Below are 24,253 nucleotides of genomic sequence, written 5' to 3'. Positions count from 1 at the left end.
ATTGGCAATACGAAAGCTGTCGATCGCCCGCGATCGGGGAATAGCTGTCCAGAACGTTTATCTTGAAGTGAGGATGTCATGCGGATTAAAAACATGAAAGTCTTAACGGGTAGCGTACTGTCGCTGGCCTTTTGCGTCGCTACGGTCGCTCCGGCGATGGCGCGTCCCGTGGTTGAAGGGCGTCAAGCGCAACTCGTCGCCCAAACGGACATGATGCCGAACGAAATGGTACGGGGTACGGTTCAAAGTATTCGCAACGATCAAGTCACCTTAGAATTGCCGAACGGCGAAACGCGGGTGGTCGAAATCTCCGAAGACGAGCGCGATCGCCTCGGGATCCTTCCCGGGATGACCATCGAAGTGATGATGGACGAGACGGGGGATCGAGTCGCTCAAGTGCGCGTAATCGATCCGACGATGGCGAACGACTCGACGGTGAACCGCACGACGACCACGAGAACGACCACGACGACGAGCGCCCCTCGGATGATGCGCGTCGATGGCGAAGTGATTTCGTGCGACGGAACCACCTTGCAACTGCGCTTGAACGACGGCACCATCGAAAGCTATGCCGTGACTCCGGCTCAGTGTGACGAAACTTGGCTGCGTCCGGGAACGCGAGTCACCTTAGAAACCGACGAGCGCAAAGTGGTCAACAATATCGAACAGCCTCAACCCGTGCGCGCCCTCTGGTAAAGCCGAAAGGTTGTTAACAAGATTGCTGAAAAACGATGTCCTTGAAGATGGGGACATCGTTTTTTTAGGGGACGGCGATCGCCCCAGATTCCCGCGCACCGACTAAGAACCGGGTTGGGGCCAGGGAATGTAAGCATCGGCAGCCAAAGCGCGGGCGACGGCGGCGGCCCCGTAACGGTTGAGGTGACTGGGATCGGCGAAATAGTCGTTTCGCATCAAGCGGTTTTGGGTCGAGAGGTCGCGCCAGAGAAAGGCGCGTTGACTGGCTTGACGCATGTACTGGCGGAACTGAACCTCGCGCCATTCCCGGGTGGGGTCGAGATAGTCCCAGGTTACGGGAAGATTGACGATCGTCATCGGGATCCGACGCGATCGCGCGAATTGGGTGACAGCTTTTAACGCCGCATCTTGAGATCCGCCGAGATAAAACCCCGCATAGTCGCCGTCGTAAGCGCCGGGAACCCGAGGAAAATTGCGATAGTAGCGGGTCGGGTCGAAGCGGGTGGGAACACTGAGAAAGCCGTTGGCGTCGATCGCCCGTTCCACGGGAATCGCCCGCGCCAGGGTCGCGACCGCGACCGGATCGCGAAATTCGACGAATTGGGCTTGAGCAACTGACGCCAGTTTGACCGGGGCGATCGCGCCGTCGTCTACTTTCAACGAGTCTCCTTTAAAATTTGCGGACCGTTCCAGATCCTCAGAAAGCGCCGTAGCGAGGCGATCGTCCGCCACCGCTTCGCCGAGACTGGGGCGTACCCCAGAAACGAGCAATTGATAGCCCGGAGAGGCGACAATCTCGTTATAGGTGCGATCGCGCCGACCGCTATTAAAGGCGCGGACTCCATCGGCCCAGAGAATCATCTTCGGGAGGCGATCGGGGCCGAGCAGTTTTTGCAATTTAAAATTAACCACCTGGGCCGTCGCGCCGTTAATACTGAAATTAAAAATCTTCAACCCCGGTTTTCCTCGGGCCGCGAGCGCTTGTTGTAACGCTTGCGGATCGACCCCTTGCAAGGCGCGAGAACTGCCGACAATGAGGACGTCAGGGCGACCGATCGTCGCCCAATAAGACAAATACAGTTCGATTTGGGTATCGAGAACCGCCGAACCAAACGTGGGATAGTACAGCGAAGAACTGCGCGCCGTCTGTTGTTGGGCGTAAGCCAGATAGCGCATGTACTCTTGCACCTTTTTCTGAGCAAAAGCGCGCTTGGGACTTTCCGGCGGAACCGACTGCATCCAGTAAATCGCCTGCAACCAGGCTTTTGCCACTTCGTCCCATTGGGCCGCCGAACTGGCGGTTTGAGCTAAATTAGCCGCCCGAGTCGCCGCACTAACCGCCTCCCCAAACGGATCGGCGCTGTTGGGAAAACCGACATTTTGGGCGAGTTGAAAAAACGACGGCGTAGACGCGGCAGCATTGAAGCCTTCCGACGGCGAACACCCGGTGCAAAGGGCGATCGCCGCGATCGCCGCCACCCGCTCGAACCAACGGAACCCTTTAGGCTTGACAAGCTCGCCGCGCTGGAAGGGCGGCGATTCCCCAACCTCACGATTTGGGTTCGTGCTTCCTTGTCTTCGGAGTTGTTCGCAGTTGCTTTTCCGAACGATGTCTTTCAAGTCTTACACTCACTCCACAGGCTGTAACGGTGTGTCCCACCACCAAAAAGATTGGATTCGGTCGGCATCTTGGCTGAAGTTCATTCTAACAAAGCGCAAGGGCCTGTCCCGAGCGAAACTGAAGGGGGATAGAGATTTCAATTCCGAAATCTTCGATCGCGCCCGATCCCGACCGGGTCGCTTCGGACAGGCGCGCGAACGACCTGCGATCGCAGTGGCGATCGCCTCAGCGATCGGATTTAATGCGATCGATCTCATTTTGCAGGCGTTCGATTTCTTGTCGCAACTGCTCGACTCGTTCGCCACGGGGCGATCGCCCTTCGGAAGGCGTCGCCTCCACGTCCACGGACCCTCGGGACCCTTCCCGGCGGTAGTTCCCGGCGCGAATTTGGGCGTATTCGTTGGAATTGGACCAATCGCGCAAGTAGGTAATCCGTTCGACGGTAAACGGATGGGTCATAAACACCCCTTGGGAAATATTGTTATAGAGGAAAAATTTATAAACCTGATTGAGTCCGTCCTCGTCGAGATGTTGGTAGCGTTCCGACTGACGCACCAACTCGTCGAGAGAGCATTCGTGGGCGTAGCGGGTCGAACCGCCTGCCATGCGCATCATCGTGTGCATCACCGGATTTAAGTCATCGACCACTAACAACGCCGCGCGATCGGCAGACAGTTCGGCTTTACGCAACCATTCGTAAAACGCCAAGACCAAACTGGTACTGACAATGCGGCTCATTCCCATCGTCAGGTCGGCGAGGAAAAAGGTAGCGCTAATCGCCCAAGTAGCCATTTGCATTAAGGTGGTGTGACCGCATTTAATATGACCGAGTTCGTGGGCGATGGTGGCGCGCAGTTGGTCTTCTTCGAGTAAATCGAGCAACCCGGTATTTAAAACCATGTAGGGATAATCCTGACCCAAAGCGTAAGCGTTGGCGAGGGGAGTTTGGGAAATAAATAAATTCGGTTCCGGGTAAATGTCGAGGTCGCGCACGCATTCGCGAAAAATTCGATAAATACTCGAATATTGGCGCGGTCCGACTTGAATGCTATTGCCCATCAAAAACACGTATTGCGGGCGTTCGACTAAAAATTCGATAAATTTACGGGCGACCAGATCGAATCCGGGAATACTACGCAAACTTTGCTCCGCTTCGCGATCGAGGGGATGGCGAAAGGCTTCGCTGGAAATTCCGGTATAAGTAGGCATGTTAACGAATTGAGGTGATCCTTTGGGATCGTAACTATTTTAGATTTTAGATTTTAGAGTTTGGAGTTGGAATTGAGGGTCTCGATCGCCGGAAATCGGCCCGCGTCGCTGTTGAGAGCTTGCCCTATTTGGATTGCGGGAGTCAACGGTTTCGCGATCGCCGATCCGATACGCTATATTCCTACATATTGCCAACCCCAAACCGTATAATTGCAACAGCCAGACTTGAAACCTCTTCAAACGATCGAGCAGAACATGGTAGATCCGATGGACGATATCGCGAGGCAAGCTCGCCAGGGCAGCGTCGCGGCGATCATTCAAGTCCTCAACGAGAAACTGGCGACTTCCGGCGTCCGCACTCGGGCGGTATTAGCCGATGGCGTCCTGCAACTGCTGTGCGAAGCGGTCAGTGCCGATCGCCTCGATCGCTCGCTCCTGGTCGATCGCATTCGTACCCTGCTCGAATCCCTCGCCCCGCGCAATATCCGCCGCGTCAATATTAACAGTCGTCTGGTGCGCGAACAGCAGTTACTGTGGTTGGAAGAAATCAGCCGCGATCCGGAAAATCAACTGCTGTGGTCTGAAGAAATTACGCTCAAAAAACCGAATATCCTGCGCCGTTTTGTCGAAGATCTCCAGATCGATCGCGCCTCCCGGTCGAAGTCCGGCTTGCGAAAAACCCCCTCGGAACGCCAGTTACGGGAACGGCGCCAGTTTCAGCGCGGGATTGTCGGCGGAATTGCGGCAAGTTTGTTCTTGCTGTTGGCGTTTGCGATTGTTTCTCAAACGCAATGGTTCGAGCAGTTTCGGGGTCAACCTGCCGAGTCGCCCCAACCGGACGTCACCGCTTCGCCGGACGTGGAAGCCCCCGATGCCTTTGCACGGGCGGTTCGCCTCGCGGAACAGGCTTCGGCGGAGGGGAAACAGGCGGAAACTCGTTCGGATTGGTTGGTGATTGCGGCGAAGTGGCAGCAGGCATCGGATTTGATGGCGTCGGTTTCGGCGGACCATCCCCGCTACGAGACGGCGCAAAACCGCACGGAGTTATATCGTCGCTACAGCGAGACGGCGCAGGAAGAAGCGCAGAAGTTTCCGGAACAATAGACGATCGCCGTTTACGATCGCGGTCGCGAAGGGGTTCGCCGGACGATCGCCCGCACGAATTCGCAGGTTTGTTCGAGCAGGTCGAGGTTGAGATCGATCGCCTCGGGGAAACGATCTCGGACCCGATAGACGAGTTGACGTAAATCGGTATTGCCTTTGCGGGCCCCCAAGCCTTCGATCGCGCATTCTAATTGTCTCGCGCCCATTTCCAAGGCGACGATCGCGTTGTCGGTCGCGTGACCGAGGTCGTCGTGACAGTGGACGGAGAAAATAGCGCCCTGATTTGGCCCGTGGCGAGCGGCGATCGCGGCTAAGAATTGCCGAAAGGCTTCTGGGGTGGCGATTCCCAAACTATCGGGCAGGTTGACCGTCTTCGCCCCGGCGGCGATCGCGGTGGCGATCGCCCGGTCGAGAAAGTCCGGATCGGCGCGGGTGGCGTCGAACGCACTCCATTGAATATCGCTGCAGTAATGGCGTGCTAAGGAAATGCTGCGCTCGATCGCGTCGAGGGTGGCTCGTTCGCGACGGCGATCGGGTAAGTTGACGTTGGTGTAGGTATGAATGCGCCCCCGTTTCGCCGGGGCGATCGCCTCGGCGACCGCTTCGATTTGAGCGCGATCGTCCCCCGCCAAGGCGCAAACTGTAGCCCGTTCGACTTCCCCGGCGACGGCGGCGATCGCCTCGCGATCGTGGGGGTAGCGTCCCGGATAGCCGACTTCGATCGCGTCAACGCCGATCGCGTCGAGTAAGCTGGCAATCCGTACTTTCTCGTGGATGCTGAAACTGACACCGGGCATCAGGGCGCCGTCGCGCAAGGTCGTATCGAACCAAATCGGTTTGGGGGGGGTAGGGGTCGGCACTATCATGACTGTTTCTCACCATCGATCGCCATTCAGTTCAAGGCTTTTTCGGGTTCGGGGGCGATCGCGGAGGCGATCGTTTCTTCTAAGGTTTGCAAGTAATGACCCACACTCCAGCTCAATTCTCGCCCCCCGGCGTGTAGGTGGATACCGCAGATCGATTCGGGTAAAAGGTAAAATTCTACCGTCGCCTCCGCGTCGAGTTCTCGATGCAGGTAGTCGGCGATCGCCTGCCGTCGGTCTGCAGAAAGCTCGAAGGCGCAGCCGATCGCGATCTGCCCGTTTCCTTCGGCGATCGCCGCTTGTAGGGCCGTTCGGTCGCTGGTTGGCAGGCGATCGAGAAAGACCCGGATCGCTTGTTCTTCGAGGCGCGCGTCGGCTAGATCTCTTAACACTTGGCGGGCGATCGCCCAGACTTGTTCTGTAGTCCGTCGCCGCAAGTCGTCGAGAAATGCCTCTCGTTCGGCGGCGATCGCCTCGTACCAGCGAGATTGACTGGTCTCTACCTCCTCGCGCAGCTTTTGTAATAGCATTTTGCGCTCTTCTTGCGCTCGTTCTCGCGCCTCTTTTAAGAGTTCTTCCCGTTGCGCGTCCAATTGTCGATGTTTCTCCCGATAACGGTCCGCTTCGGCGATCGCTTCGTGCATTTTACTATCGGCTTCTTGCAACCGATTTTTCACTTTTTGCTTGCGATCGGCCATCACCCGCGCGATCGGTCCGTACAAAAAGCGCCTCAACAAGGCAATTAAAATTAAAAAATTAATAATTTGAGCGAAAAAGGTAAACCAATTAATCTCCACAATTTAGCCCCCTCCCAACTTAATAAAATAATTCCAATACGGATTGGCAAACAGCAAAATTAACGAAATCACCAAACAATAAATTCCCGTCGATTCCACCAACGCCAACCCCACAAACAAAGTTCTGGTAATATTATTCGCCTCGTCCGGTTGCTGCGCCAACGCAGTTAACGCCTGGGCCAAGGCGCGCCCTTCCCCCAACGCCGGACCGATCGCCCCAATCCCGATGGTCAGTCCCGCCGTCACGATCGAACTCATTGCCACCAAAGTTAAATTATCCATTGTTTTACCGAGTTACTGTTAATAATTTCGCTCGAACCATGACTGGTAAAAACGAAATAATTCCCCATTTTATTAACCTTTTATAAAAAAAATACGATCGTTCACCGTTCCCCTCGATCGCTTATCTCCATCCCCGAAGCAATATAAACGATCGCCAAAATCGCAAAAATATAAGCTTGAATTAACCCAGTCAGCAACCCAAACGCTTGCATCACGATTGGGAAAAATAACGGCGTCAGCGAAATTAACAAGCCGACAATTAACTGACCGCTTAACATATTGCCGAACAAGCGCACCGCCAACGCCAAAGTCCGCGAAAAATCGGAAATAATATTAAACGGTAACATCAACGGCGTCGGTTCTAAATAATGTTTGAAATACCCGCCAATTCCTTGTTGCCAGATTCCATAAATTGGAACGGCAAAAAATACGCAAGTTGCTAACGCCGAAGTCGTGTAAAGAGAAGCCGTTGGCGGATAATATCCCGGAACGATCGCCAGAACATTAGAAACCGCAATAAATAAGAATAACGTTCCGACAAACGGCAAAAAAGGTTCGGCGGGTTGTTGCGCCACTTCGCGAATTTGTTGGCTGACGATTTCGACGATCGCTTCGAGTAAGTTTTGTCCGTCGGATAAGTCCGTAGAACTCGAAAGTTTACGAGAGATCGAACTCGCCACAATCGCGATCGCCGCCATCACCAACCAGGTAAATACTAAGGTTGCATTGAGGTCGATCGGTCCCCAATGCCAGTATGAAATTTGATCGGGAGTGAGTTTCATTTTTTGCCGTGTTCTTATTGTATGCGAAACAAGAGAAGCGATCGGTTTTTGTTTTAAAAAATTAACGAATCTTCCTGTCGATAAAATTTTTAATTCTCTTCGTTACCTAGTGGGGGATCGATTCCCTATTTCCCCAGATCCGATCGCTCGGTCTGACCTGCTTAAGACAGTCTGGGTTATCGATAACTTTTAGAAACTGAAATCAATTGAGGTTTACTCAAATGACGAACTAAAATCGTTCGCATCACGATAAATCCCAACAAACCGGGGAAAATTCGTTCCCAGCGATCGCCGATGAGGAGATAAAAAGCAATACCTACAAAACTAAATCGAATCAAAAAACTACAGACGAGAAACAGATAAGGATGACGGGTCTTTCTCAGATAGCCAATCGTCCACCACAACGCCCCAAAATAGAACCCACCGAAAGCCAGTCCTCCCACGATCGCGATCGCCATACTCCAGACTAAATCAGTTGTAGATAACATTCCATCCCCCGATTTTAAATCAGTTCAAATCATTTATCCTTGACGTTCTTTTTCGATCCAATACCACGCCGTCAAACAGCCTAAAACAATGCCAATAAATAATCCCATCAACGTCCAAGAATAGGGACTGGGAAAATGAGTATCGATCCAAATCCCCGCCGCAATTCCCAGTAAAGCGGGAATAACAACAGACCAACCGACTAAACCATACATTCCCAATCCATACCAAATACTGCGATAGCGATCGCGGCGGGCTGCTAATTTTCGCCTAGCTTTTTTATCGACAGTATCGCGAAATTCTTGCCAAGGTTCCGGGCGATCGCGATCGTGATTCATGGTAAGCTTTCCTTATTTCAATGAGTTGATAAAAGAGATATGTTTCCTGAGTGTCAGCTAGATAAAAGCTAAAAGCAAATAGAAATAAAAAAAAGACAAAGCTGAGGAATTTGTGATGCAGGCATCCTTCGCACTTCTAGGAAATTAATATTTTAAGCAATGAATAAGTCAAGAATAAATAAAGAAAAACTTGAGTGAGGTCTACTGAGAAAAAATAAAACAATCTTCACCAATAAAATTAAAACCAAGATAACCAAAAATCTAAAATCTACAATCCCTTTTCCAGTGCCATAAATTGGCGTAAAATTGTTGCTTCCAGACGGGCGATCGCGCAACGGGCTTTTTTCTGTTGTTCGTCTAGGCGTTTGAACTCCTCATCGACGGTTTGACGCAAGCTGTTTAAATCTTTGCTACTGACTGCATTTCGGGTTGACAGCCAGACCTGGCGATCGCACTTGACTAAAATCCCGCCATCAACGGCGATCGATTGTTTGTCCGAGTCGGAAGTCAAAGAGGTAAAAAATGTTAGAATCCCCGGAACCAAAGCGGTGACACAATCGATGTGGTTGGGAAGTAAAGTAAAATAGCCGTTTTCGGCTTCAGCAATGATTTTTTGAACTGAAGTTTCGATTAATATTTCTGTCGGCAATAAGATTTTAAATTCCATCGATCGCCCGTCCCATTCTCAAATACAATCCATCTCCGATTTCCTACTCCCAAATCCCATGTACAATCTAAACTCTAAACTTCCTTGGCTTCATCAATACTTCCGATCGCATATAGCGCACTTTCCGGATAGTTAGAAAACTCATCGTTGAGGATGCGATCGCACCCGTCCAAAGCATCCTCTAAAGACACCAAACGGCCCGGTTTGCCTGTAAACTGTTGGGTAGAAAAAAACGGTTGAGTTAAAAACCGTTCCAGGCGTCGGGCGCGATAGACAATTTGGCGATCTTCTTGAGATAATTCTTCAATGCCGAGCATGGCAATAATATCTTTCAACTCCTCATAATTCGCCAAAGTCGAACGAATCGCTTTGGCAATTTGATAGTGGCGATCGCCGACCACGTGGGGCGCCAGCATTTTCGAGCCGGATTGCAACGGATCCACTGCGGGATAGAGGCCCTCGCTGGCCCGTTTGCGCGACAGGACGATCGACGCGGAGAGGTGGGCGAAGGTATGGACGGCGGCGGGGTCGGTGAAGTCGTCGGCGGGGACGTAAACGGCTTGAATGGAGGTGATGGCGCCGGAGGAGGTGTTACAAATGCGCTCTTCTAATTCGGCGAGTTCGGTGGCGAGGGTGGGTTGGTAGCCGACGCGAGAAGGCAAATGTCCCATCAGACCGGACATTTCTTGTCCGGCTTGGACGAAGCGAAAGATATTATCGATGAGTAACAGAACATCTTGTTTGGCGTCGTCGCGGAAATATTCGGCGATGGTGAGGGCGGCGTGACCGACGCGGAAGCGGGCGCCGGGAGACTCGTTCATCTGACCGAAGACCATCACGGTTCGATCGAGGACTCCGGCGTCTTGCATTTCGCGATAGAGTTCTTCGGCTTCGCGACAGCGTTCGCCGATCCCACAAAAGAGGCTGACGCCTTCGTGTTGGGCGATCGTGTTGTGGATGGTTTCGGTAATTAACACGGTTTTGCCGACTCCGGCGCCGCCGAACAGTCCGGCTTTGCCGCCGCGTTCGAGGGGGGCCAGAACGTCGATCGCCTTAATTCCGGTGGTGAGAATTTCCGAACCCGTCGCCTGTCCGGTGAGGGGAACGGGGGCTTGATGGAGCGATCGCCATTCGCCGCCGAGGATCGGTTCGCCGCGATCGATCGCCTCGCCGAACACGTTGACCATGCGTCCGAGGAGGCGATCGCCTACGGGGACTTGCAAGGGATGTGCGGTATCGGCGATCGCCTCGCCCCGGGCCAGACCGCGTACCGGGGTTAATGCCACGCCCTGCACCGTATGCGGGTCTAAATGGGCCAAGACCTCGATGGCGATCGCGCGGTCTTCTCCGGCGACCAGCTTGGTATAAATCGGGGGCAGACTTTCGTCAAAGTGAGCCTCGATAATGCTGCCACGCACGCTGCATACCGTTCCCCAATTCACCGCCGTGGCGACGGTTGCGGGTTCCTCTTCAACTTTCACGACCGAAACCTCCTCAAGGCACGATCTCGGAACATCCGGGCAGGAGAATTGCCCGCCTAATCCGGGTGAATCAATTTCAAGCGATGCACTCGTCCCGACCGTTCCCCGGCCAAGATCGTATCGCCATCCGCCGCAAACTCGCAGCACCACAAGGCATCGGCCCCGGTAAAACTCGCCAGTAGTTCCCGACTTTCCAAATCCCACAGTTTTAACGTGTGGTCTTCCGAGGCGGAAACCAGGCGTTTACCGTCGGGACTGACCGACAATCCCCGGACACGTCCCTGGTGTCCGGTGAGTGTAAACAGATTTTTACCCGTTTCCAACTCCCACACTTTGATCGTCTGGTCCGTGGAACCGGAAATCACCCACTGTCCGTCTGGGGTGGCGATCGCGGGGCGCACCGTGCCTTGATGACCGTAAAGGGTTAAAAACAGCTCTCCGGTCTCGATTTCCCAGATTTTCACCGTTTTATCTACCGAGGTGGAAATCGCATATTTGCTATCTGGGGTCACGGCGACGGCTTGCACCGAACTTTGATGACCTTTGAGACTTCTCAACTCAGTTCCCGTCGCTAAATCCCAGACTTTGACCAGGTGGTCGAACGACCCGGAAATCAAGTATTTGCCGTCCGGGGTCACGGATAGGGCGCGGATCCAAGCTTGATGTCCCGTTAAGGTGGCGAGTTCTTTCCCGGTGTTCAAGTCCCAGATTTTGATCTTGCAGTCGCGTCCGCCGGAAATCGCCCGTTTCCCGTCCGGGGTGAGGGCGATCGCCTGTACTTCTTTCGTATGTCCGGCGAGGGTTAACAGTTTTTCCCCGGTTTCGAGGTCGGACACGTGCAAGGTTTTATCGAACGACGCCGAGACGACGCGCTTACCATCCGGGGTACAGGCGACTTCCATGACGCGATCGCCGTGACGGGTCAACAAAACTAACGCCGTTCCCGGTTTCAACGTCCAAATTTTTAACGTGCGATCCGCCGAACCGGAAATGACGCGATCGCTCTCGGGGACGATCGCCACGGTCCGCACCACGTCGTGATGTCCGGTCAGGGTAAATAGCTTGTTCCCCGTCTCCAGATCCCACAGTTTTAAAGTGTGGTCGTCGGAACTGGAAATCATCTGGCGCCCGTCTCGACTCAAAACCACGGCCCGTACCGTGCCTTCGTGGGCGGGAATACTGTAGCGCAATTTGCGTTTGTCGAGATCCCACACTTTAATCGTGCCGTCTTGCGCCCCGGAAAACGCCGTTTTGCCGTCGGGGGTGACGCCGACAGTCCGCACCGTGTCCGTATGTCCGGTGAGGGTAAACAGTAGTTTGCGCTTGTGGAAATCCCAAACTTTGAGGGTGCTGTCGAAGGAGGCGGAAATCAGGCGCTTGTTGTCCGGCGTCACGACTAAAGCGCGCACGGCGCCGGAATGTCCGGCGAGGGTGTGCAGTTCTTTCCCCTTGTCGAGATCCCAGATTTTAATCGTTTTGTCGGAGGAACCGGAAATCAAGTGCCGTCCGTCGGGGGTGACGGTTACGGCGCGCACCCAGTCTTGGTGACCCGTGAGGGTGTGCAGTGCTTCTCCGGTTTCCAAATTCCAAACTTTGAGGGTGCGATCGTCGGAACCGGAGATCGCCCGTTTGCCGTCGGGGGTGACCGTCAGGGTTCGCACCCAGTCTTGGTGACCCGTGAGGGTATGTAGCGATTCCCCGGTTTCCAGGTTCCAAACTTTGATCGTGCGATCGTCGGAGGTGGACACGACCCGTTTGCCGTCCGGGGTCGGCGCTACGGCAGTGACGGCCAGGGAATGCCCCTGGAGGGTGTGACACAATTCTCCCCCGGACGGTTTTAACGTCGGTTTGGAAGCGGTGGCGGGAGACGCGATCGGGTCTGCAGTCGGTTTGAACATGGCCTGAACCTCACGCGAGCGAGCCTGAAGTTACTCAGACTCGGAACATTCGATCGCCTGGAGTGCGATGGCTGGTGGCACGGCGATCGCAACCCGAGGAGTTTCTAAGGGACTTCAAGTTTAGAGGCGATCCCCCTTTGGTTCGATCGCAATTATCGATGTTATTAATTTACCGCCATCGATAAGTGTCGATCTACCTCTTATTGAACCATCAACAAAGGCTCACATAAGGAATTTAAAGGTTTTCTTAATTTGTGAATGAAAACCCTTTAGCCTGCTTTTTAAACTCGGGGGGGATTCTCCTGGGGAGACCCTTGGCGATCGCCGTTCTCTTTCGTTTCTCCTTCCTCCACAAACGCCCTAATTTCCCGGCGTCTCGACGGCCTAAAGAGCGCGCTCAACTTTCTAATGCTAGAGATTTTGCCTCATATTTTTTCGCTTTCAAATGTCCGAGGCGATCGCCGTAATACATCAACGGGATCGCGACCAACGTTAAAAACGAAGAGGTTAACATCCCGCAAAGTAAGGTCCAGGCCAATCCCGACCACACCGGATCGCTCAAAATTGAAAGCGTTCCCAACATCGTCGTTACGCTCGTCAATAAAATCGGACGAAACCGAACGGCGCCTGCTTCGAGAATGGCCAGTTTTAAATCAGTTCCTTCTTCTTTTAATTTCTCTCCCACAAACTCCAACAAAACGATCGCATTACGCACCACAATTCCCGCCAAAGCAATCACGCCGATCATCGCCGTGGCACTAAAATAAACGCCATTGAGCGAAAAACCAATTAAAATCCCGATCAACGCCAGGGGAATACTCCCTAAAATAATCAGGGGAATTTTAAAACTGCCGAATTGACCGACCAAAATAAAATAAATCAACATCACCGCCACTAACATCGCCAACCCCAAATCGCGGAACACGTCTAGGGTCAGTTTCCATTCCCCGTCCCAGTTAATGGAATAGCCCTCGGGAAGGGGGTTTTTCCAAAAATAAATTAACTGGTCGATGACCGCGTAAACGCTGGAGCGATCGCCCATTTCTCCCATGACGTAGGCGACGGGACGCTGATCTTTATGGAAAATCGGTTCGTCCACCGTCGTCGGCGTAAACTGGACCAATTCCGTCAGGGGAACTAATTCCCCGGCGGCGGTGGGAATTTGGATGCGGGCCAAATCTTCGATCGCCTGACGGTGTTTTTCTGCAAACCGCACTTGAATCGCGACGGGAGTGAGTTCGCCGGGAACTTTGAGGGTCGATACGTTGGCCCCGGCGATCGCCATATTCAACGTTTGGGCAATTTCCTGGGTCGTCAGTCCCGCCTGATTCACTTTTTGGCGATCGACGGCTAACTCGACTTGCGGCATCTGATTTTTAACGGAATCGTCGATATCGACGACTTCATCGGTTTCGGCGAACACCTCGCGCACGTCTTTCGCCAGCGATCGCAACGTCGGATAATCCGGTCCGTACAATTCGGCTAACATGGTCGATCTCACGGGCGGTCCGGGGGGATCTTCGACTAATTTAACAATCCCGTTATGATTGCGGGCAATTTCGCTCAACGGTTCGCGCAAGCGGAATACCACGTCTTCTGAGGTCTCTTTGCGCGCGTCCGAGTTAGTTAAATGCACCCGAATATCTGCATAATGTTCCCCGGTGCGATCGCTCGACCCGCGCAACAAGCCGTTAAAATCGACGGGCGACCCGATGCCGACATAGGTCTCGAAGTTGGTCACGGCGGGGTCGTCTTGCAACACCGTTTCCATTTCGCGGACGACGCGATCGGTTTGCACCAGTTCGGTCCCCAAAGGCATGTCTACTTGAATCAAAAAGCGGTCTTTGTCGGCTTTCGGCAACATCCGAAACTGCACCGCCTGGGTTAAGGGCAAACTAAAGGTCGCTAAGAGAATGCCGACGATAAATAGGATAAAGAAACGGCGGCGTGTCGCCGAATCGAGCAAGGGTTCGAGAAGGCGCCGATACCAGCGATAGGTTGCGGTTTCTTCCAACGGCGGCGGTTCGTGGTGATTCGCTTTTAATTTAATCCAGCGCAAGGCGAGAAACGGGGTTACGGTCAGCGCCATGAAGGTGCTGATCAGCATGGCGACCGGGAGGTTGAACGGCATCGGCGCCATGTACGGCCCCATCATCCCGGTGACGAAGCGCATGGGAATGAAGGCGAGGATCACGGTAATCGTGGAGAGGATGACTGGGGCGCCAAGTTCGCTGACGGCGTCGATCGCCTCTTCCATTTTTTCGTTGAAGTTCATCCCCGGACGCAGTTCGAAGCGGCGGTGGATGTTCTCGGTGACGGCGATCGCGTCGTCTACCAAGGTTCCCAGGACGAGAATCAAGGCAAACAGGGTAATTCGGTTGATCGTCTGTCCCGCGATCCAGCCGACGGCAAGGGTTCCGGCTAAGGTCAGGGGAATGACGAAGGCGACGATCGAGGCTTCGCGCCACCCGAGAAAGATTACCAGCAAGGCAACGACGATCGCGATCGCCTGAAACAAGCTGGTGTACAGGTCGCCGACGGCGCGCGCTGCGGTGCGTCCGTCGTTACGAGTCACGGCGATTTCGACGCCACTGGGTAAGTCGGCTTTTAATTCGTCGATCCGGTCGAAAATTTGTTTGGCTACGGTCACCGCGTTGGTGCCTTTTTTCTTGGCGATGCCGATCGTAATCGCGTTTTGTTCTGCAAATGGTTCGGTCGGCTGCAAGTCGCGATCGGGGTAAGGGTTAGAGACGTCCCAATCTTCCCGGGTATGAATGCGCGAATAGGTGGTGCGATCGCCGAAATCATCGCTGACGACCGCTACGTCGCGCAGGTAGATCGGCGATCGGTTTTCGCCAAAGCCGACGATCGTTTCTTTGAGGTCGTCCGCCGACTCGAACAGGCTACCGCCTTCGATAAATAAGCGATTGTCTCCGATTGCCAGATCTCCGGCGGGAAGCTGTACGTTCTCCCCTTGCAAGCGTTGGGCGATCGCCGCCGGGGACAGGCGATAACTGGCGAGGCGATCGGGGTCTAAATCGACGCGAATCGTGCGCGGTTGTCCTCCCGCGATCGTCAAATTCGCCGTATTCGGAATGCTGCGTAAATCCTCTAACAGCCGTTCCCCCACCCGTCGCAACTGATTGTCCGTGTAATCTTTCCCGGTCACCGTCAGGGTCACGATCGGGACGTCGTCGATAATCACGGGTTTGACTAAATACGTCGTCCCCGGCGGAAAAATATCTTGCCAGTTATATAAGTGATTTTGCAGTTTGAATAACGAATCTTCCCAGTCTTCCCCCACGAAAAACTGCACCGTTACCTTCGACCCGGAATTCTGCGATACTGAATAAATATGTTCGACCCCCGTGAGTTCCCGAATCTTCGCTTCTACGGGGGTCGTCAGCGTTTTCTCGACCACTTCAGCCGGGGCGCCGGGATAGCGCAAAAAGATATCCGCCGCCGGAACCACGATTTGTGGGTTTTCTTCCTTCGGCGTCAAAATCACCGCCGCTAGTCCGAAAATTACCACGGCGGCGATCGCCAGCACCGTGACTTGAGAATTGATAAAATACGCCGTGATTTGCCCGATAATCCCCCGTTTCGGTTCCGGTTCCGGGACGACAGCAGTATCTGAGTGAGGCGTAGACATGGCAATCCCTCGGCTAAATGGCAGTCTCGTTTAAAATATTAAACAACTATATAGTGATTAATTGTATTTGAGTTCCCCCCTCCCGTCAATTGATTTTAGATTTTAGATTCTAGATTGAGCGGGTAACTCTGGGAGACGTCGCCAACGACTCGCCAACTACTGGACGCCCGACCTCTGATTTTCCCTTCCCTTTCCCCAATACAATAAGATCGCCCTATGACTAAAGTAGCCAGAAATCAGCGAATTGATTCGCTTCAACCCATCCTCTCTCCTTTGTTCACCCAGGATTAACAGATGAGTCACCCAGCAAAAATTCTTGCTTTTGCGGGAAGCGCGCGAGAAGCTTCCTTCCATAAAAAATTGGTCACCATCGCCGCTACAGGAGCCAAAGAAGCAGGCGCCGAGGTCACCTATATCGACTTTCGCGATTTACCCCTGCCCCTGTACGACCAAGATTTAGAGGAACGCGAGGGGTTACCGGAAAACGCACTCAAACTCAAAGCGTTGATGAAAGAGCATCAAGGCTTTTTAATTGCGTCTCCAGAATACAACAGTTCGATTACGCCCTTGCTGAAAAATGCGATCGATTGGGCGTCTCGTTCCGAACCTGGGGAACCCCCTTTAGCCCTGACCTGTTTTAAAGGCAAAGTTGCCGTATTAATGAGTACCTCTCCCGGAGGATTGGGAGGATTGCGCGGACTGGTACACGTGCGATCGATTCTCAGCAATATCGGCGTTGTAGTTTTGCCGGAACAAAAAACCCTACCGAATGCTTACGACATCTTCGATAATGAGGGGAATTTGAAAGATCCAGACCAACAAGAAGCGGTCAAAGAATTGGGACGTAAGTTAGCCACAGTTACGGCTAAGTTAAACGGCTAATTCTCGAAACCATAGGCGATCGTGTCGGTCACAATCGACACGATCCTCACGATCTTAAAAAAATAAGCTGTTCGCCAGATTTAGATGGGGAATAAATTTAAGCATCCTGGGAGAGAGAGCATCCTTCGGCTGCACTCAGGAATACTTGGTCGCTCTCGGACACGCAATTTAAATGCTCGACAGCTTCATAGTAATCGTTAGTTTTTGAAACCAATCAATTGAGCTGAATAAATGAGGATAAATACAAAATATGCCTAAATATACAATCGATGAGGTCGTTGAGATCGTCAAAAATCTCGAACCGGAGGACAAAATCGCACTGAAAGCACGGTTAGAGCCGATTTTAGGGGGTGGGGGGATTCCGAATACTTCCTTACAAGCGCAGACTCAGCAATCGCAATCTTTTGGGAATTTTACAATTGGCGATCGCAGTGAGGTCGATATCGGGCAATTTTCGGCGGAAGGGGCGATCGATTTAGATAAAAGTCAAACCCAAATTCAGGCGACGGGTGAGGGAGGAGACTTGCAAGAAGCGCTGGCATTACTGAAAATGCTTAAAACGGAGGTCGATCGCGCCAGCGAGTTGAATAAGCTGCAAAAAACCATCGGTCAAGGGGCGATTTCGGTGGTCGAGCAGGAACTGAACCGACCGGAACCGGATAAAGATTTAATCGAGGAGGCGATCGCCGCCTTAGAAAAGGGATTGAAGGGAGTGGAACGACTGATCGAACCGACGGTGAGGGTGGCGAAAATCGTCGGAACGGCTTTAATTTTGTAAGGCGAACAAGAACGCTAAAACCGAACGAACGAGCCTCCTGTGAAGGGCAGGAGGCTGTTATTGACAATGAAGAGAAATTAGACCTTGGAGCGATCGGTTAAAATTTCGTAACCGTCTTCAGTGACCAACACCGTATGCTCGAATTGAGCGGAAAGGGAATTATCGACGGTTACGGCGGTCCACTTATCTTTTAAAATGCGGGTAAATTTCGATCCGGCATTGACAATCGGTTCGATCGCCAACGTCATTCCGGCGCGCAATTTAACGTTAGGCATTTCGCGGGTGCGGAAGTTAAAGACAGAAGGTTCTTCGTGTAGATTGCGACCGACCCCGTGTCCGGTGAAATCTTCGACGACGCTAAAGCCACCTGCTTTGACCCGATCTTCGATCGCCCCGGCAATATCGAGCAAGTAGTTTCCAGCTTTCACCTGTTCGATTCCGGCGTAAAGCGCTTCTTCGGCGACGCGAATCAAGTCGGCGGCGTCCGGGGTAACTTCTCCTACGGCGATCGTAATGCACGAGTCGCCGTGAAATCCTTGATAGTAAGCGCCCGTATCGACTTTGAGGACATCGCCCTCACAAATAACTTTTTTCTTATTAGGAATTCCGTGAACCACCTCATTGTTAATACTCGAACAAATGGAGGCGGGAAATCCGTGATACCCCTTAAAGCTCGGCGTGGCGCCCATTTCGCGAATGCGCTTCTCTGCATGAGCGTCCAAGTCCGCCGTCGTCATCCCGGGTTCGACCATTTCAGAAATTTCTTTAAGAACGGTGGCGACAATTTTGGCCGATTGACGCATGATTTCGATTTCGCGTTTTGACTTGAGTTCGATCGTGCGTCGCTGTCTTTTCCGAGGTTGAGCGGACGGTTGGGGAAGCAGATTTCCTAAAATATTCATGGGCTGATTGCCTGGTGGAGGTATGGAGTATTTTTACAGAGTTAAGTGTCGGCCACGCTCGTAGGGGAGTGCGGCATCTGGAGGACAGTGCGATCGCGCCTTCCTGCAAGGATTGACCCCGTTGTAACTCAGCCAGAGGTGGCGGGGTTGACAATAGCAACTACATCGAAGTTGAATCCTTTGACTAACTTAACAGATTTGCTTGCACTTACCCACCCCGACCGAGGCATTAACGGCGCCCGTTCGTGCTTCGGAAAGCGTCGCTGTTATTGCGGCGGAGGAGTGACAATCATCAGCCAAAACTCGACGATCGCCCGGACGCAATTAAAAAATTTATCTAAATCCGAAGGCTTGGTAATGTAGCAATTCGCATGGAGAGAATAACTTTTAATCACGTCTACTTCCGCCGTTGAAGTCGTAAAAACAACGATGGGAATCAGTTGAAGTTGAGAATCTTGCTTGACAATAGAAAGCAATTCCCGACCGTCCATTTTCGGAAGATTGAGATCCAGTAAGATCAAATCCGGTCGGGGAGATTTGGCATGGTTATTTTTACAATAAAGGAAGTCTAAAGCTTCCTCGCCATTCTTAACGATATGAACTTGAGGTTGGAAGTGACTTTCTTCTAAAGCTTCAAGAATTAAATCTTGATGGCTGAGTTGATCCTCAACTAAGAGAATATTTTTGGTTACATCTATAGGTGTCATGTTGGTGTTGGTCTAGAGCAGTCGGAACTGCGAACGATTGAATTTTTGCGAATCCACTGGAGGGCCGACCTATCCAGTATTAACCCTACAATTTCGGACACCAAAGCGGTGAAGTAAGTTCACCATAAAATGAATTAATTGACTTAATTGACGCTACCTGACATCGGCCTTCTGCGAAAAAAGTGGCTGGAATTGACCTCAAAGATCGATGGGATGGCGATTTGTGGCGTTTCACTCAGCGCTGTGAGGATCGCACCTAAACTCGCCAACATAGGGGTTAAAATGCGGTGAGTGCTAAGTCCGCGTCAGACGATCGATGAGTGTGGGTTTCATTCCTCCCTCGGTTCGGATATGGGAGCAGATCGAGATCGTTTTGTGGGGGAAAAACGATTTGAATCTGAATGGAGTCTGTCGGTGATTGCGGTGAGCTTCAGTTGACGGGTCGGTCGCATCAAGCTGAAAGCGGAAACGGACCGAAATCGAGGAGCTGCAACCCTAGGCAGTCATCAATGCAATGTCGGCGATCGCGCGATCGCATTTCTATTTCTAGTGTAGAACTCCCGTCCCCGACTGAGGTGCGATTTCGGTCACATTTTCAGCAGCTAAAATAAAAGATGGCGCCAATTTGTTCGAGTCTCAATCAACCTCAAAAGCTGTATTTTCAAAGGGGAGTGGGTTGGGGGAATTTCCATTAACCTCCGGAGTTCGCCCATCGAATCCAGTGCGATCGCCCATGTTTCCCAAAGCGAACAATTAGGAGCGAGCTTGGCAATCGGGGTAAGTTCCCTTTGAAACCTTTGAAAAAAGCCATGACAACAAACATTAGTTAAAACAAGGTAAAGATTCCCTGGTTCCTGACGGGATCGCCAATGGCGATCGCCAAATATGAGGTCAAAGCTATGGTCCCTCCGCAAGGGAGAGGGATTTTTACCTGCTTACGTCTGCTGGCTATCGCTACTAATGGTAATGGTGCCGACCATTCCCGCTTCCGCATGTCCGGGAATCGTACAACGCAAGCGGTAAGTTCCCGGTTTCATGGGTACGAAAATCCATTCAGCTTCGGCGCCGGGTTTGAGTTCCAATTCGTGAATGGCACCTTTGACTTCTACTTTGCCCGCTTCAACTTTTTGAGTCCAAATCGAATCGGCAAAGTCTTTGGCGGTAAAGTAATGTTTTTGAGGACTGGGATTGTTTAAAACCAGTTTGTAACGCTTTCCGGCAACGAATTGGAACTGGTCGGGGAAAAATTTGAGCGCGTCGCTGCTATTTCCTAAACTGACTCGAACTTCCGTGGAAGGTTGGCGGGCAATTAAGCGATCGCCTCCGGACAATTCCGAGGCTTGCACGGGGACAGTCCCGAGCATTAGCCCCACACACGCGGCGATCGCGGCGATCGCGCCGAATGGCCGGATTTGAGTTAAAAAGGCCGAAACTCGGCGATCGAAAAACGAGTTGAGCAATTGCACGAATGTCATAGCAATACGATAGACTCGTCTAGGGTGTTCTCCAAGACTCTATCATTTCAAGTAAGAATTTCTTGGGTAGCGCCTCAGCGATCCCCGTGGGGAGTCGGCGATTGATGGTGGGGTGGATGTCCGGGCAAGTGACCGCCATTCGGGGCGCCGGGGAGACTGGTCGGGTGCAGCCGCATGAGTAAGGCACTTTGTGGCGGCGGGCTGACCCAGCCCAAACGGTGCATTCCCATCCACAGGGTCAAAACGCCTAAAATCGCCATGACGCCAGCCATGTAGCGTTCCAAACGGGGGACTTTTAAGCGTTGGATCAGCAGTCCGAAGCCGACCATTGCCGGGAGAGTGGCCAAACCGAACAGGAACATCCCGACGGTGGCGATCGCGATCGGTTGAGTCATCGCCAGACTGAGGGCGATCGCCGTCAACCCGCAAGGAATGAAGCCTAACAGGGTGCCTAATGGATAGGTTCGATACCAGCGATCGCTGGCGTACAGGCGCCCGAGGCTGGTCTGATAAGGGCGCCAATTTTGAATCGCAGGTAATTTAATTCGCAACAGGCGCAACTGTCCCAACGCCAGGTAAATCATTACGATCCCCGCTAAAACGAGTAAACTGGCCCGCAACCCCAGCCAACCTTGCAAGACTTGTCCGAAACTGCTGACAATCAATCCCATCAAGGCGTAAGTCGTCGATCGCCCCAACCCGTACAGCACGTGGGAATACCACCGATTGCGACCGGGACGGGTGTAGCTCATCACGAACGGGCCACACATTCCGATGCAGTGACCGCTTCCCACGAAACCGAGAACGGCAAATAAATACAAACTCAGCATGAAGATAATCGAGGGTAGAGTTTGAAAAAACTATCCTCGATGGTACCGGGTCGTGGGTGGAAAAAAAGCGATCGCCGCAACTCAGCCTTGCATCGGGCCGATCGAGCGGATAAATTCGAGGGGGAGTCCGTCGGAATCGGCGATAAACGTGACTTCGTAAACGCGATCGCCGATAACTTGCTGAGTCGGTTCGAGTAGGACTTTCAGAGGGGAGTCCGTGCCATCGTCCTCCGTGGCGGGGCGATCGAAACGCGCTTTTAACTCCTCCAACCACTGCTCTAAATCTTCGGTGGTTTCGGTCAAATCAAAGGAGAGATGGTAATACCCGGTGTAATGCTCGTCTCCAAACGCATCCGGCGCCGATCGCGGTTGCGGGACTTGGATTAACTCGATCCGACCCCCCAACCCTTCCATCCAACACGCCAGGGTAATTCCTGCAGTAAAGCGATCGCAAACTTGAAAACCTAGTTTTTCGTAAAAGGCGATCGCGCCGTGAATATCTGCCGTGCGGATGGAAGCGTGATGCATGGAATTTTAGATTTTAGATTTTAGATTTTAGATTTTAGATTGAAAGAGTTGAGTTTATATGAAGCAACTCATCGTTTTCTTCTCCTTCCCCAGTCCCTTTCGCCTCTTTCCTCCTCCCTTTTTCTCACTCCTTCCCCCTTCATTCAAATAATCGAAAATAAGGATAACGAATCGGAACGCCGGGTTCTTTTTCGAGATCGAAATTAATCACTTCCCAACGGGGTTCCTCTTTGGGATCGGGACTGAATTCGACCGGAAGACCGTAAAGACGGGGCAGAGGCGAGTCATTCGATTGCCCTCTCCACGGCGTGCTGCGCTCCAAATACGCCCCGATTAAAGGCTCGTAGCGTTGGGCGATCACCACTCGGGTCGCGCGGTAGCCTTGGGTATAGAGTCGGTCGAGTGCTTCGTGGATCTCAAAACGGATGCCGTCGGGATGGGTGTGCTGGCGATACCATTCGTTATTCCAACGGCGCCAATGACGCCCGGATTGCAGGTGTATCAGCTCCCCAGTTTCGGGGTTCGCTTCAAATGCACCGTGTCGAGAACAGAGATAGGTATCGGTTAAGGTCAGCGCCGAAATGGTTTGACGACAATGGGGACACTGAATCTCAGGGCCGAAAATGGGATATTGCGAGGCGATATCAATCATGTGCCAATCGGTGCCAACATGTTTGGACTCTGCCGGAGATTGATTTTATTTTGACATTCCCCTACCTAAAGGTGAGGGGATTCTTCCTTCGACGATTCGACTTGCTCGGACAGGATGACTCCAGCCACAGTAGCGGTCAAATCTCCAGAAGCGTTCGGGTTTACAACCCAAGTTCCGCAATGCCCTTGCGTACTCAAGACTCGTTTCAGAATATTGATTGCAGCATTCCAATCCCTATTCATTTCACCTCCACCAGCGCAAACGTGGGTGCGAGTGGATAGGATTTTTTGCACTTTTGTACCGCAACTGAAGCATTGTTGGGACGTAAAAGCAGGGTCAACAGCAATTGTTACCTTGCCGAGCTTCTGCCCGAAATACTCCAAGCATTTTCTGGATCGATACCAACCTGCATCATTAATCGGCTTGGCCAAACATTGATTTAAGTTCAACCGTTGCTCGCTTTCATTGTAAAAACGAGGATTGGGTTCGCTGCGATCGTTAGAGTCTGTATAAAACTCTTTCAGTCCTACCTCTAACTCCATGGCTTTTCCTGTCGGTTGAGAATTAAGTTTGACCTCAATATCAATACAAAACTTTTTACCAGGAATCCCTTTTTTAGCATTCTCGAAAAATCGAGCGATCGCCGCCCATGCACGTTCGGCAGCAGATTGCCTAGCTTGAGAGTTTAACTTTTGAGCGAAAGGATATTCTTGAGCGAATACCCGACAATGTTTGTTGAGGTCGTACTTATTAACCCCTTTGTTGTCCATCCAATAAGGCAAGCATTTATTCCGAACAAACTGTGTTGTCCGTATGGCCTCGTCAATCGCTTGGCATTGCCAAGGTTTTCCTCGAATTTTAAACTCTAAAACGTGCATGGTGTTCTAGGTATTATGCTGTATATTATAGCATAAAGTCACCCTGTAAGGGCGAGGTCTTAAACCCAGTTTTGAACGATAACTAGGTTAATTCGGCTGTTGCAGTTCATTCTAATAGACCAGGGAACTCTCGTGAGCGATGTCAACCAATCGATTTCATCGGCCCCCGGTAATTTTTGGGCGCCTCCCGATCTGTCCCGTGCCGCATTTGTGGCGCCGAATGCAACGGTGGTGGGGGTGGTGGAAGTGGGCGAAGGGGCGAGTATTTGGTATTCGGCGGTGTTGCGTGGGGATGTAGATAAAATCGTCATCGGCGATCGCACGAATATTCAAGATGGGGCGGTTCTGCACGGGGATCCCGGCGAACCGACAATTTTAGAAGCGGATGTCACCGTCGGTCACCGGGCGGTGATTCACAGTGCCTATATCGAGCAAGGTTGTACGATCGGCATGGGGGCGATCGTCCTCAATCGAGTTCGAGTGGGGCGCGGCAGTATTGTGGGGGCGGGGGCGATCGTCACCAAGGACGTGCCGCCATTTTCTCTGGTGGTCGGCGTTCCCGCCAAGCGAGTTCGCGAGGTCTCCCAGGAGGAAGCGAACGAGTTAATCGAACACGCACGCAAGTATGAGAAGTTGGCATTAGTTCACGCGGGGAAGGGAACGGATTTGGGATTTTAGATTTTAGAGTTTAGATGGGGAGGAGGGAGGCGGGTTGGATGAATGTCCCACCGTGGTGGGAGGAATT

At 52.3% G+C, this 24,253-nt stretch carries 24 protein-coding genes; 5 read left to right on the top strand and 19 right to left on the bottom strand.

Annotated features, from left to right (window positions below; genetic code table 11):
* The first annotated feature begins 93 nt into the window (after nucleotides 1-93).
* On the top strand, nucleotides 94-696 hold the full coding sequence (locus tag JJD41_RS11895) for a hypothetical protein (protein ID WP_200666118.1): 603 nt from the start codon (nucleotides 94-96) through the stop codon (nucleotides 694-696).
* Between the two features lie 102 nt (nucleotides 697-798).
* On the opposite strand, the gene JJD41_RS11890 is transcribed toward JJD41_RS11895, so the two are convergent.
* Complete coding sequence (locus tag JJD41_RS11890) at nucleotides 799-2,316, bottom strand: hypothetical protein (RefSeq protein WP_234488600.1); 1,518 nt, start codon at nucleotides 2,314-2,316, stop codon at nucleotides 799-801.
* 226 nt (nucleotides 2,317-2,542) lie between these two features.
* Nucleotides 2,543-3,526, bottom strand: coding sequence for a M48 family metallopeptidase (locus JJD41_RS11885; RefSeq protein ID WP_200666116.1), 984 nt, complete (start codon nucleotides 3,524-3,526; stop codon nucleotides 2,543-2,545).
* Between the two features lie 255 nt (nucleotides 3,527-3,781).
* Here JJD41_RS11885 and JJD41_RS11880 point away from each other — a divergent pair, with 255 nt between their 5' ends.
* Nucleotides 3,782-4,630, top strand: coding sequence for a hypothetical protein (locus tag JJD41_RS11880; RefSeq protein WP_200667267.1), 849 nt, complete (start codon nucleotides 3,782-3,784; stop codon nucleotides 4,628-4,630).
* An 11-nt stretch (nucleotides 4,631-4,641) separates the two neighbouring features.
* On the opposite strand, the gene JJD41_RS11875 is transcribed toward JJD41_RS11880, so the two are convergent.
* From JJD41_RS11875 to JJD41_RS11830, 10 genes are all read right to left on the bottom strand, one after another.
* On the bottom strand, nucleotides 4,642-5,496 hold the full coding sequence (locus JJD41_RS11875) for a beta/alpha barrel domain-containing protein (RefSeq protein ID WP_200666114.1): 855 nt from the start codon (nucleotides 5,494-5,496) through the stop codon (nucleotides 4,642-4,644).
* A gap of 26 nt (nucleotides 5,497-5,522) precedes the next feature.
* Nucleotides 5,523-6,290 carry a F0F1 ATP synthase subunit B family protein gene (locus JJD41_RS11870; protein ID WP_200666112.1) on the bottom strand — a complete coding sequence of 256 codons (768 nt, stop codon included), beginning with the start codon at nucleotides 6,288-6,290 and terminating at the stop codon, nucleotides 5,523-5,525.
* A gap of 3 nt (nucleotides 6,291-6,293) precedes the next feature.
* Entirely contained in the window at nucleotides 6,294-6,572 is a 279-nt protein-coding gene (locus tag JJD41_RS11865; RefSeq protein WP_200666110.1) for a F0F1 ATP synthase subunit C, read from the bottom strand.
* Nucleotides 6,573-6,673: 101 nt separating this feature from the next.
* The gene (locus JJD41_RS11860; protein WP_200666108.1) at nucleotides 6,674-7,354 is read right to left on the bottom strand and encodes a F0F1 ATP synthase subunit A; all 681 of its coding nucleotides are present in this window, start codon (nucleotides 7,352-7,354) and stop codon (nucleotides 6,674-6,676) included.
* 176 nt (nucleotides 7,355-7,530) lie between these two features.
* On the bottom strand, nucleotides 7,531-7,842 hold the full coding sequence (locus JJD41_RS11855) for an ATP synthase subunit I (protein ID WP_200666106.1): 312 nt from the start codon (nucleotides 7,840-7,842) through the stop codon (nucleotides 7,531-7,533).
* Nucleotides 7,843-7,875: 33 nt separating this feature from the next.
* On the bottom strand, nucleotides 7,876-8,178 hold the full coding sequence (locus JJD41_RS11850) for an AtpZ/AtpI family protein (protein ID WP_168567356.1): 303 nt from the start codon (nucleotides 8,176-8,178) through the stop codon (nucleotides 7,876-7,878).
* A 268-nt stretch (nucleotides 8,179-8,446) separates the two neighbouring features.
* Nucleotides 8,447-8,845, bottom strand: a complete 399-nt coding sequence (locus JJD41_RS11845; protein WP_200666104.1) for a F0F1 ATP synthase subunit epsilon — start codon at nucleotides 8,843-8,845, stop codon at nucleotides 8,447-8,449.
* 74 nt (nucleotides 8,846-8,919) lie between these two features.
* Nucleotides 8,920-10,326 carry a F0F1 ATP synthase subunit beta gene (gene atpD / locus JJD41_RS11840; protein WP_370583796.1) on the bottom strand — a complete coding sequence of 469 codons (1,407 nt, stop codon included), beginning with the start codon at nucleotides 10,324-10,326 and terminating at the stop codon, nucleotides 8,920-8,922.
* Nucleotides 10,327-10,382: 56 nt separating this feature from the next.
* Entirely contained in the window at nucleotides 10,383-12,224 is a 1,842-nt protein-coding gene (locus tag JJD41_RS11835) for a WD40 repeat domain-containing protein (protein ID WP_200666102.1), read from the bottom strand.
* A 397-nt stretch (nucleotides 12,225-12,621) separates the two neighbouring features.
* Nucleotides 12,622-15,876 (bottom strand): efflux RND transporter permease subunit, encoded by a 3,255-nt coding sequence (locus JJD41_RS11830; protein WP_200666100.1) that lies wholly within the window; start codon nucleotides 15,874-15,876, stop codon nucleotides 12,622-12,624.
* A 294-nt stretch (nucleotides 15,877-16,170) separates the two neighbouring features.
* On the opposite strand from JJD41_RS11830, the gene JJD41_RS11825 reads away from it, so the two are divergent.
* Both JJD41_RS11825 and JJD41_RS11820 read left to right on the top strand, forming a co-directional pair.
* Complete coding sequence (locus JJD41_RS11825) at nucleotides 16,171-16,758, top strand: NADPH-dependent FMN reductase (protein WP_200666098.1); 588 nt, start codon at nucleotides 16,171-16,173, stop codon at nucleotides 16,756-16,758.
* 250 nt (nucleotides 16,759-17,008) lie between these two features.
* Nucleotides 17,009-17,536, top strand: coding sequence for a hypothetical protein (locus JJD41_RS11820; RefSeq protein WP_200666096.1), 528 nt, complete (start codon nucleotides 17,009-17,011; stop codon nucleotides 17,534-17,536).
* 77 nt (nucleotides 17,537-17,613) lie between these two features.
* Here the strand turns inward: JJD41_RS11820 and map are convergent, their stop codons facing one another.
* The 7 genes from map to JJD41_RS11785 all read right to left on the bottom strand — a co-directional run bounded on the left by map (nucleotide 17,614) and on the right by JJD41_RS11785 (nucleotide 23,508).
* Nucleotides 17,614-18,438, bottom strand: coding sequence for a type I methionyl aminopeptidase (gene map, locus JJD41_RS11815; protein ID WP_200666094.1), 825 nt, complete (start codon nucleotides 18,436-18,438; stop codon nucleotides 17,614-17,616).
* Between the two features lie 266 nt (nucleotides 18,439-18,704).
* Nucleotides 18,705-19,145: a response regulator gene (locus JJD41_RS11810; protein ID WP_200666092.1), complete on the bottom strand. Its 441-nt coding sequence runs from the start codon at nucleotides 19,143-19,145 to the stop codon at nucleotides 18,705-18,707.
* A 935-nt stretch (nucleotides 19,146-20,080) separates the two neighbouring features.
* Nucleotides 20,081-20,620: a plastocyanin/azurin family copper-binding protein gene (locus tag JJD41_RS11805; protein ID WP_370583794.1), complete on the bottom strand. Its 540-nt coding sequence runs from the start codon at nucleotides 20,618-20,620 to the stop codon at nucleotides 20,081-20,083.
* Nucleotides 20,621-20,694: 74 nt separating this feature from the next.
* On the bottom strand, nucleotides 20,695-21,450 hold the full coding sequence (locus tag JJD41_RS11800; protein WP_200666090.1) for a sulfite exporter TauE/SafE family protein: 756 nt from the start codon (nucleotides 21,448-21,450) through the stop codon (nucleotides 20,695-20,697).
* An 81-nt stretch (nucleotides 21,451-21,531) separates the two neighbouring features.
* The gene (locus JJD41_RS11795) at nucleotides 21,532-21,978 is read right to left on the bottom strand and encodes a VOC family protein (RefSeq protein ID WP_200666088.1); all 447 of its coding nucleotides are present in this window, start codon (nucleotides 21,976-21,978) and stop codon (nucleotides 21,532-21,534) included.
* 139 nt (nucleotides 21,979-22,117) lie between these two features.
* Complete coding sequence (locus JJD41_RS11790; RefSeq protein ID WP_168567367.1) at nucleotides 22,118-22,630, bottom strand: TIGR02652 family protein; 513 nt, start codon at nucleotides 22,628-22,630, stop codon at nucleotides 22,118-22,120.
* A 65-nt stretch (nucleotides 22,631-22,695) separates the two neighbouring features.
* Nucleotides 22,696-23,508 carry an RNA-guided endonuclease InsQ/TnpB family protein gene (locus JJD41_RS11785; protein ID WP_200666086.1) on the bottom strand — a complete coding sequence of 271 codons (813 nt, stop codon included), beginning with the start codon at nucleotides 23,506-23,508 and terminating at the stop codon, nucleotides 22,696-22,698.
* A 132-nt stretch (nucleotides 23,509-23,640) separates the two neighbouring features.
* Here JJD41_RS11785 and JJD41_RS11780 point away from each other — a divergent pair, with 132 nt between their 5' ends.
* Nucleotides 23,641-24,186 carry a gamma carbonic anhydrase family protein gene (locus JJD41_RS11780; RefSeq protein WP_200666084.1) on the top strand — a complete coding sequence of 182 codons (546 nt, stop codon included), beginning with the start codon at nucleotides 23,641-23,643 and terminating at the stop codon, nucleotides 24,184-24,186.
* The last annotated feature ends 67 nt before the right edge of the window (nucleotides 24,187-24,253 follow it).

Source organism: Oxynema mangrovii CENA135 (assembly GCF_016632315.1).
GTDB lineage: Bacteria > Cyanobacteriota > Cyanobacteriia > Cyanobacteriales > Laspinemataceae > Oxynema > Oxynema aestuarii.
Note: the sequence above shows the minus strand (reverse complement) of the source record. Positions and strands in the feature narration are given on the sequence as shown.

Bases quoted from the DNA above. Each gene is read 5' to 3' on its own strand.
- JJD41_RS11825 (WP_200666098.1), top strand. From the start codon at position 16,171: ATGAGTCACCCAGCAAAAATTCTTGCTTTTGCGGGAAGCGCGCGAGAA.
- JJD41_RS11790 (WP_168567367.1), bottom strand. From the start codon at position 22,630: ATGATTGATATCGCCTCGCAATATCCCATTTTCGGCCCTGAGATTCAG.
- JJD41_RS11885 (WP_200666116.1), bottom strand. From the start codon at position 3,526: ATGCCTACTTATACCGGAATTTCCAGCGAAGCCTTTCGCCATCCCCTC.
- JJD41_RS11875 (WP_200666114.1), bottom strand. From the start codon at position 5,496: ATGATAGTGCCGACCCCTACCCCCCCCAAACCGATTTGGTTCGATACG.
- map (WP_200666094.1), bottom strand. From the start codon at position 18,438: ATGAATATTTTAGGAAATCTGCTTCCCCAACCGTCCGCTCAACCTCGG.
- JJD41_RS11805 (WP_370583794.1), bottom strand. From the start codon at position 20,620: ATGACATTCGTGCAATTGCTCAACTCGTTTTTCGATCGCCGAGTTTCG.
- JJD41_RS11785 (WP_200666086.1), bottom strand. From the start codon at position 23,508: ATGCACGTTTTAGAGTTTAAAATTCGAGGAAAACCTTGGCAATGCCAA.
- JJD41_RS11845 (WP_200666104.1), bottom strand. From the start codon at position 8,845: ATGGAATTTAAAATCTTATTGCCGACAGAAATATTAATCGAAACTTCA.
- JJD41_RS11865 (WP_200666110.1), bottom strand. From the start codon at position 6,572: ATGGATAATTTAACTTTGGTGGCAATGAGTTCGATCGTGACGGCGGGA.
- JJD41_RS11820 (WP_200666096.1), top strand. From the start codon at position 17,009: ATGCCTAAATATACAATCGATGAGGTCGTTGAGATCGTCAAAAATCTC.
- JJD41_RS11810 (WP_200666092.1), bottom strand. From the start codon at position 19,145: ATGACACCTATAGATGTAACCAAAAATATTCTCTTAGTTGAGGATCAA.
- JJD41_RS11895 (WP_200666118.1), top strand. From the start codon at position 94: ATGAAAGTCTTAACGGGTAGCGTACTGTCGCTGGCCTTTTGCGTCGCT.
- JJD41_RS11860 (WP_200666108.1), bottom strand. From the start codon at position 7,354: ATGAAACTCACTCCCGATCAAATTTCATACTGGCATTGGGGACCGATC.
- JJD41_RS11800 (WP_200666090.1), bottom strand. From the start codon at position 21,450: ATGCTGAGTTTGTATTTATTTGCCGTTCTCGGTTTCGTGGGAAGCGGT.
- JJD41_RS11880 (WP_200667267.1), top strand. From the start codon at position 3,782: ATGGTAGATCCGATGGACGATATCGCGAGGCAAGCTCGCCAGGGCAGC.
- JJD41_RS11850 (WP_168567356.1), bottom strand. From the start codon at position 8,178: ATGAATCACGATCGCGATCGCCCGGAACCTTGGCAAGAATTTCGCGAT.
- JJD41_RS11835 (WP_200666102.1), bottom strand. From the start codon at position 12,224: ATGTTCAAACCGACTGCAGACCCGATCGCGTCTCCCGCCACCGCTTCC.
- JJD41_RS11830 (WP_200666100.1), bottom strand. From the start codon at position 15,876: ATGTCTACGCCTCACTCAGATACTGCTGTCGTCCCGGAACCGGAACCG.
- JJD41_RS11795 (WP_200666088.1), bottom strand. From the start codon at position 21,978: ATGCATCACGCTTCCATCCGCACGGCAGATATTCACGGCGCGATCGCC.
- JJD41_RS11855 (WP_200666106.1), bottom strand. From the start codon at position 7,842: ATGTTATCTACAACTGATTTAGTCTGGAGTATGGCGATCGCGATCGTG.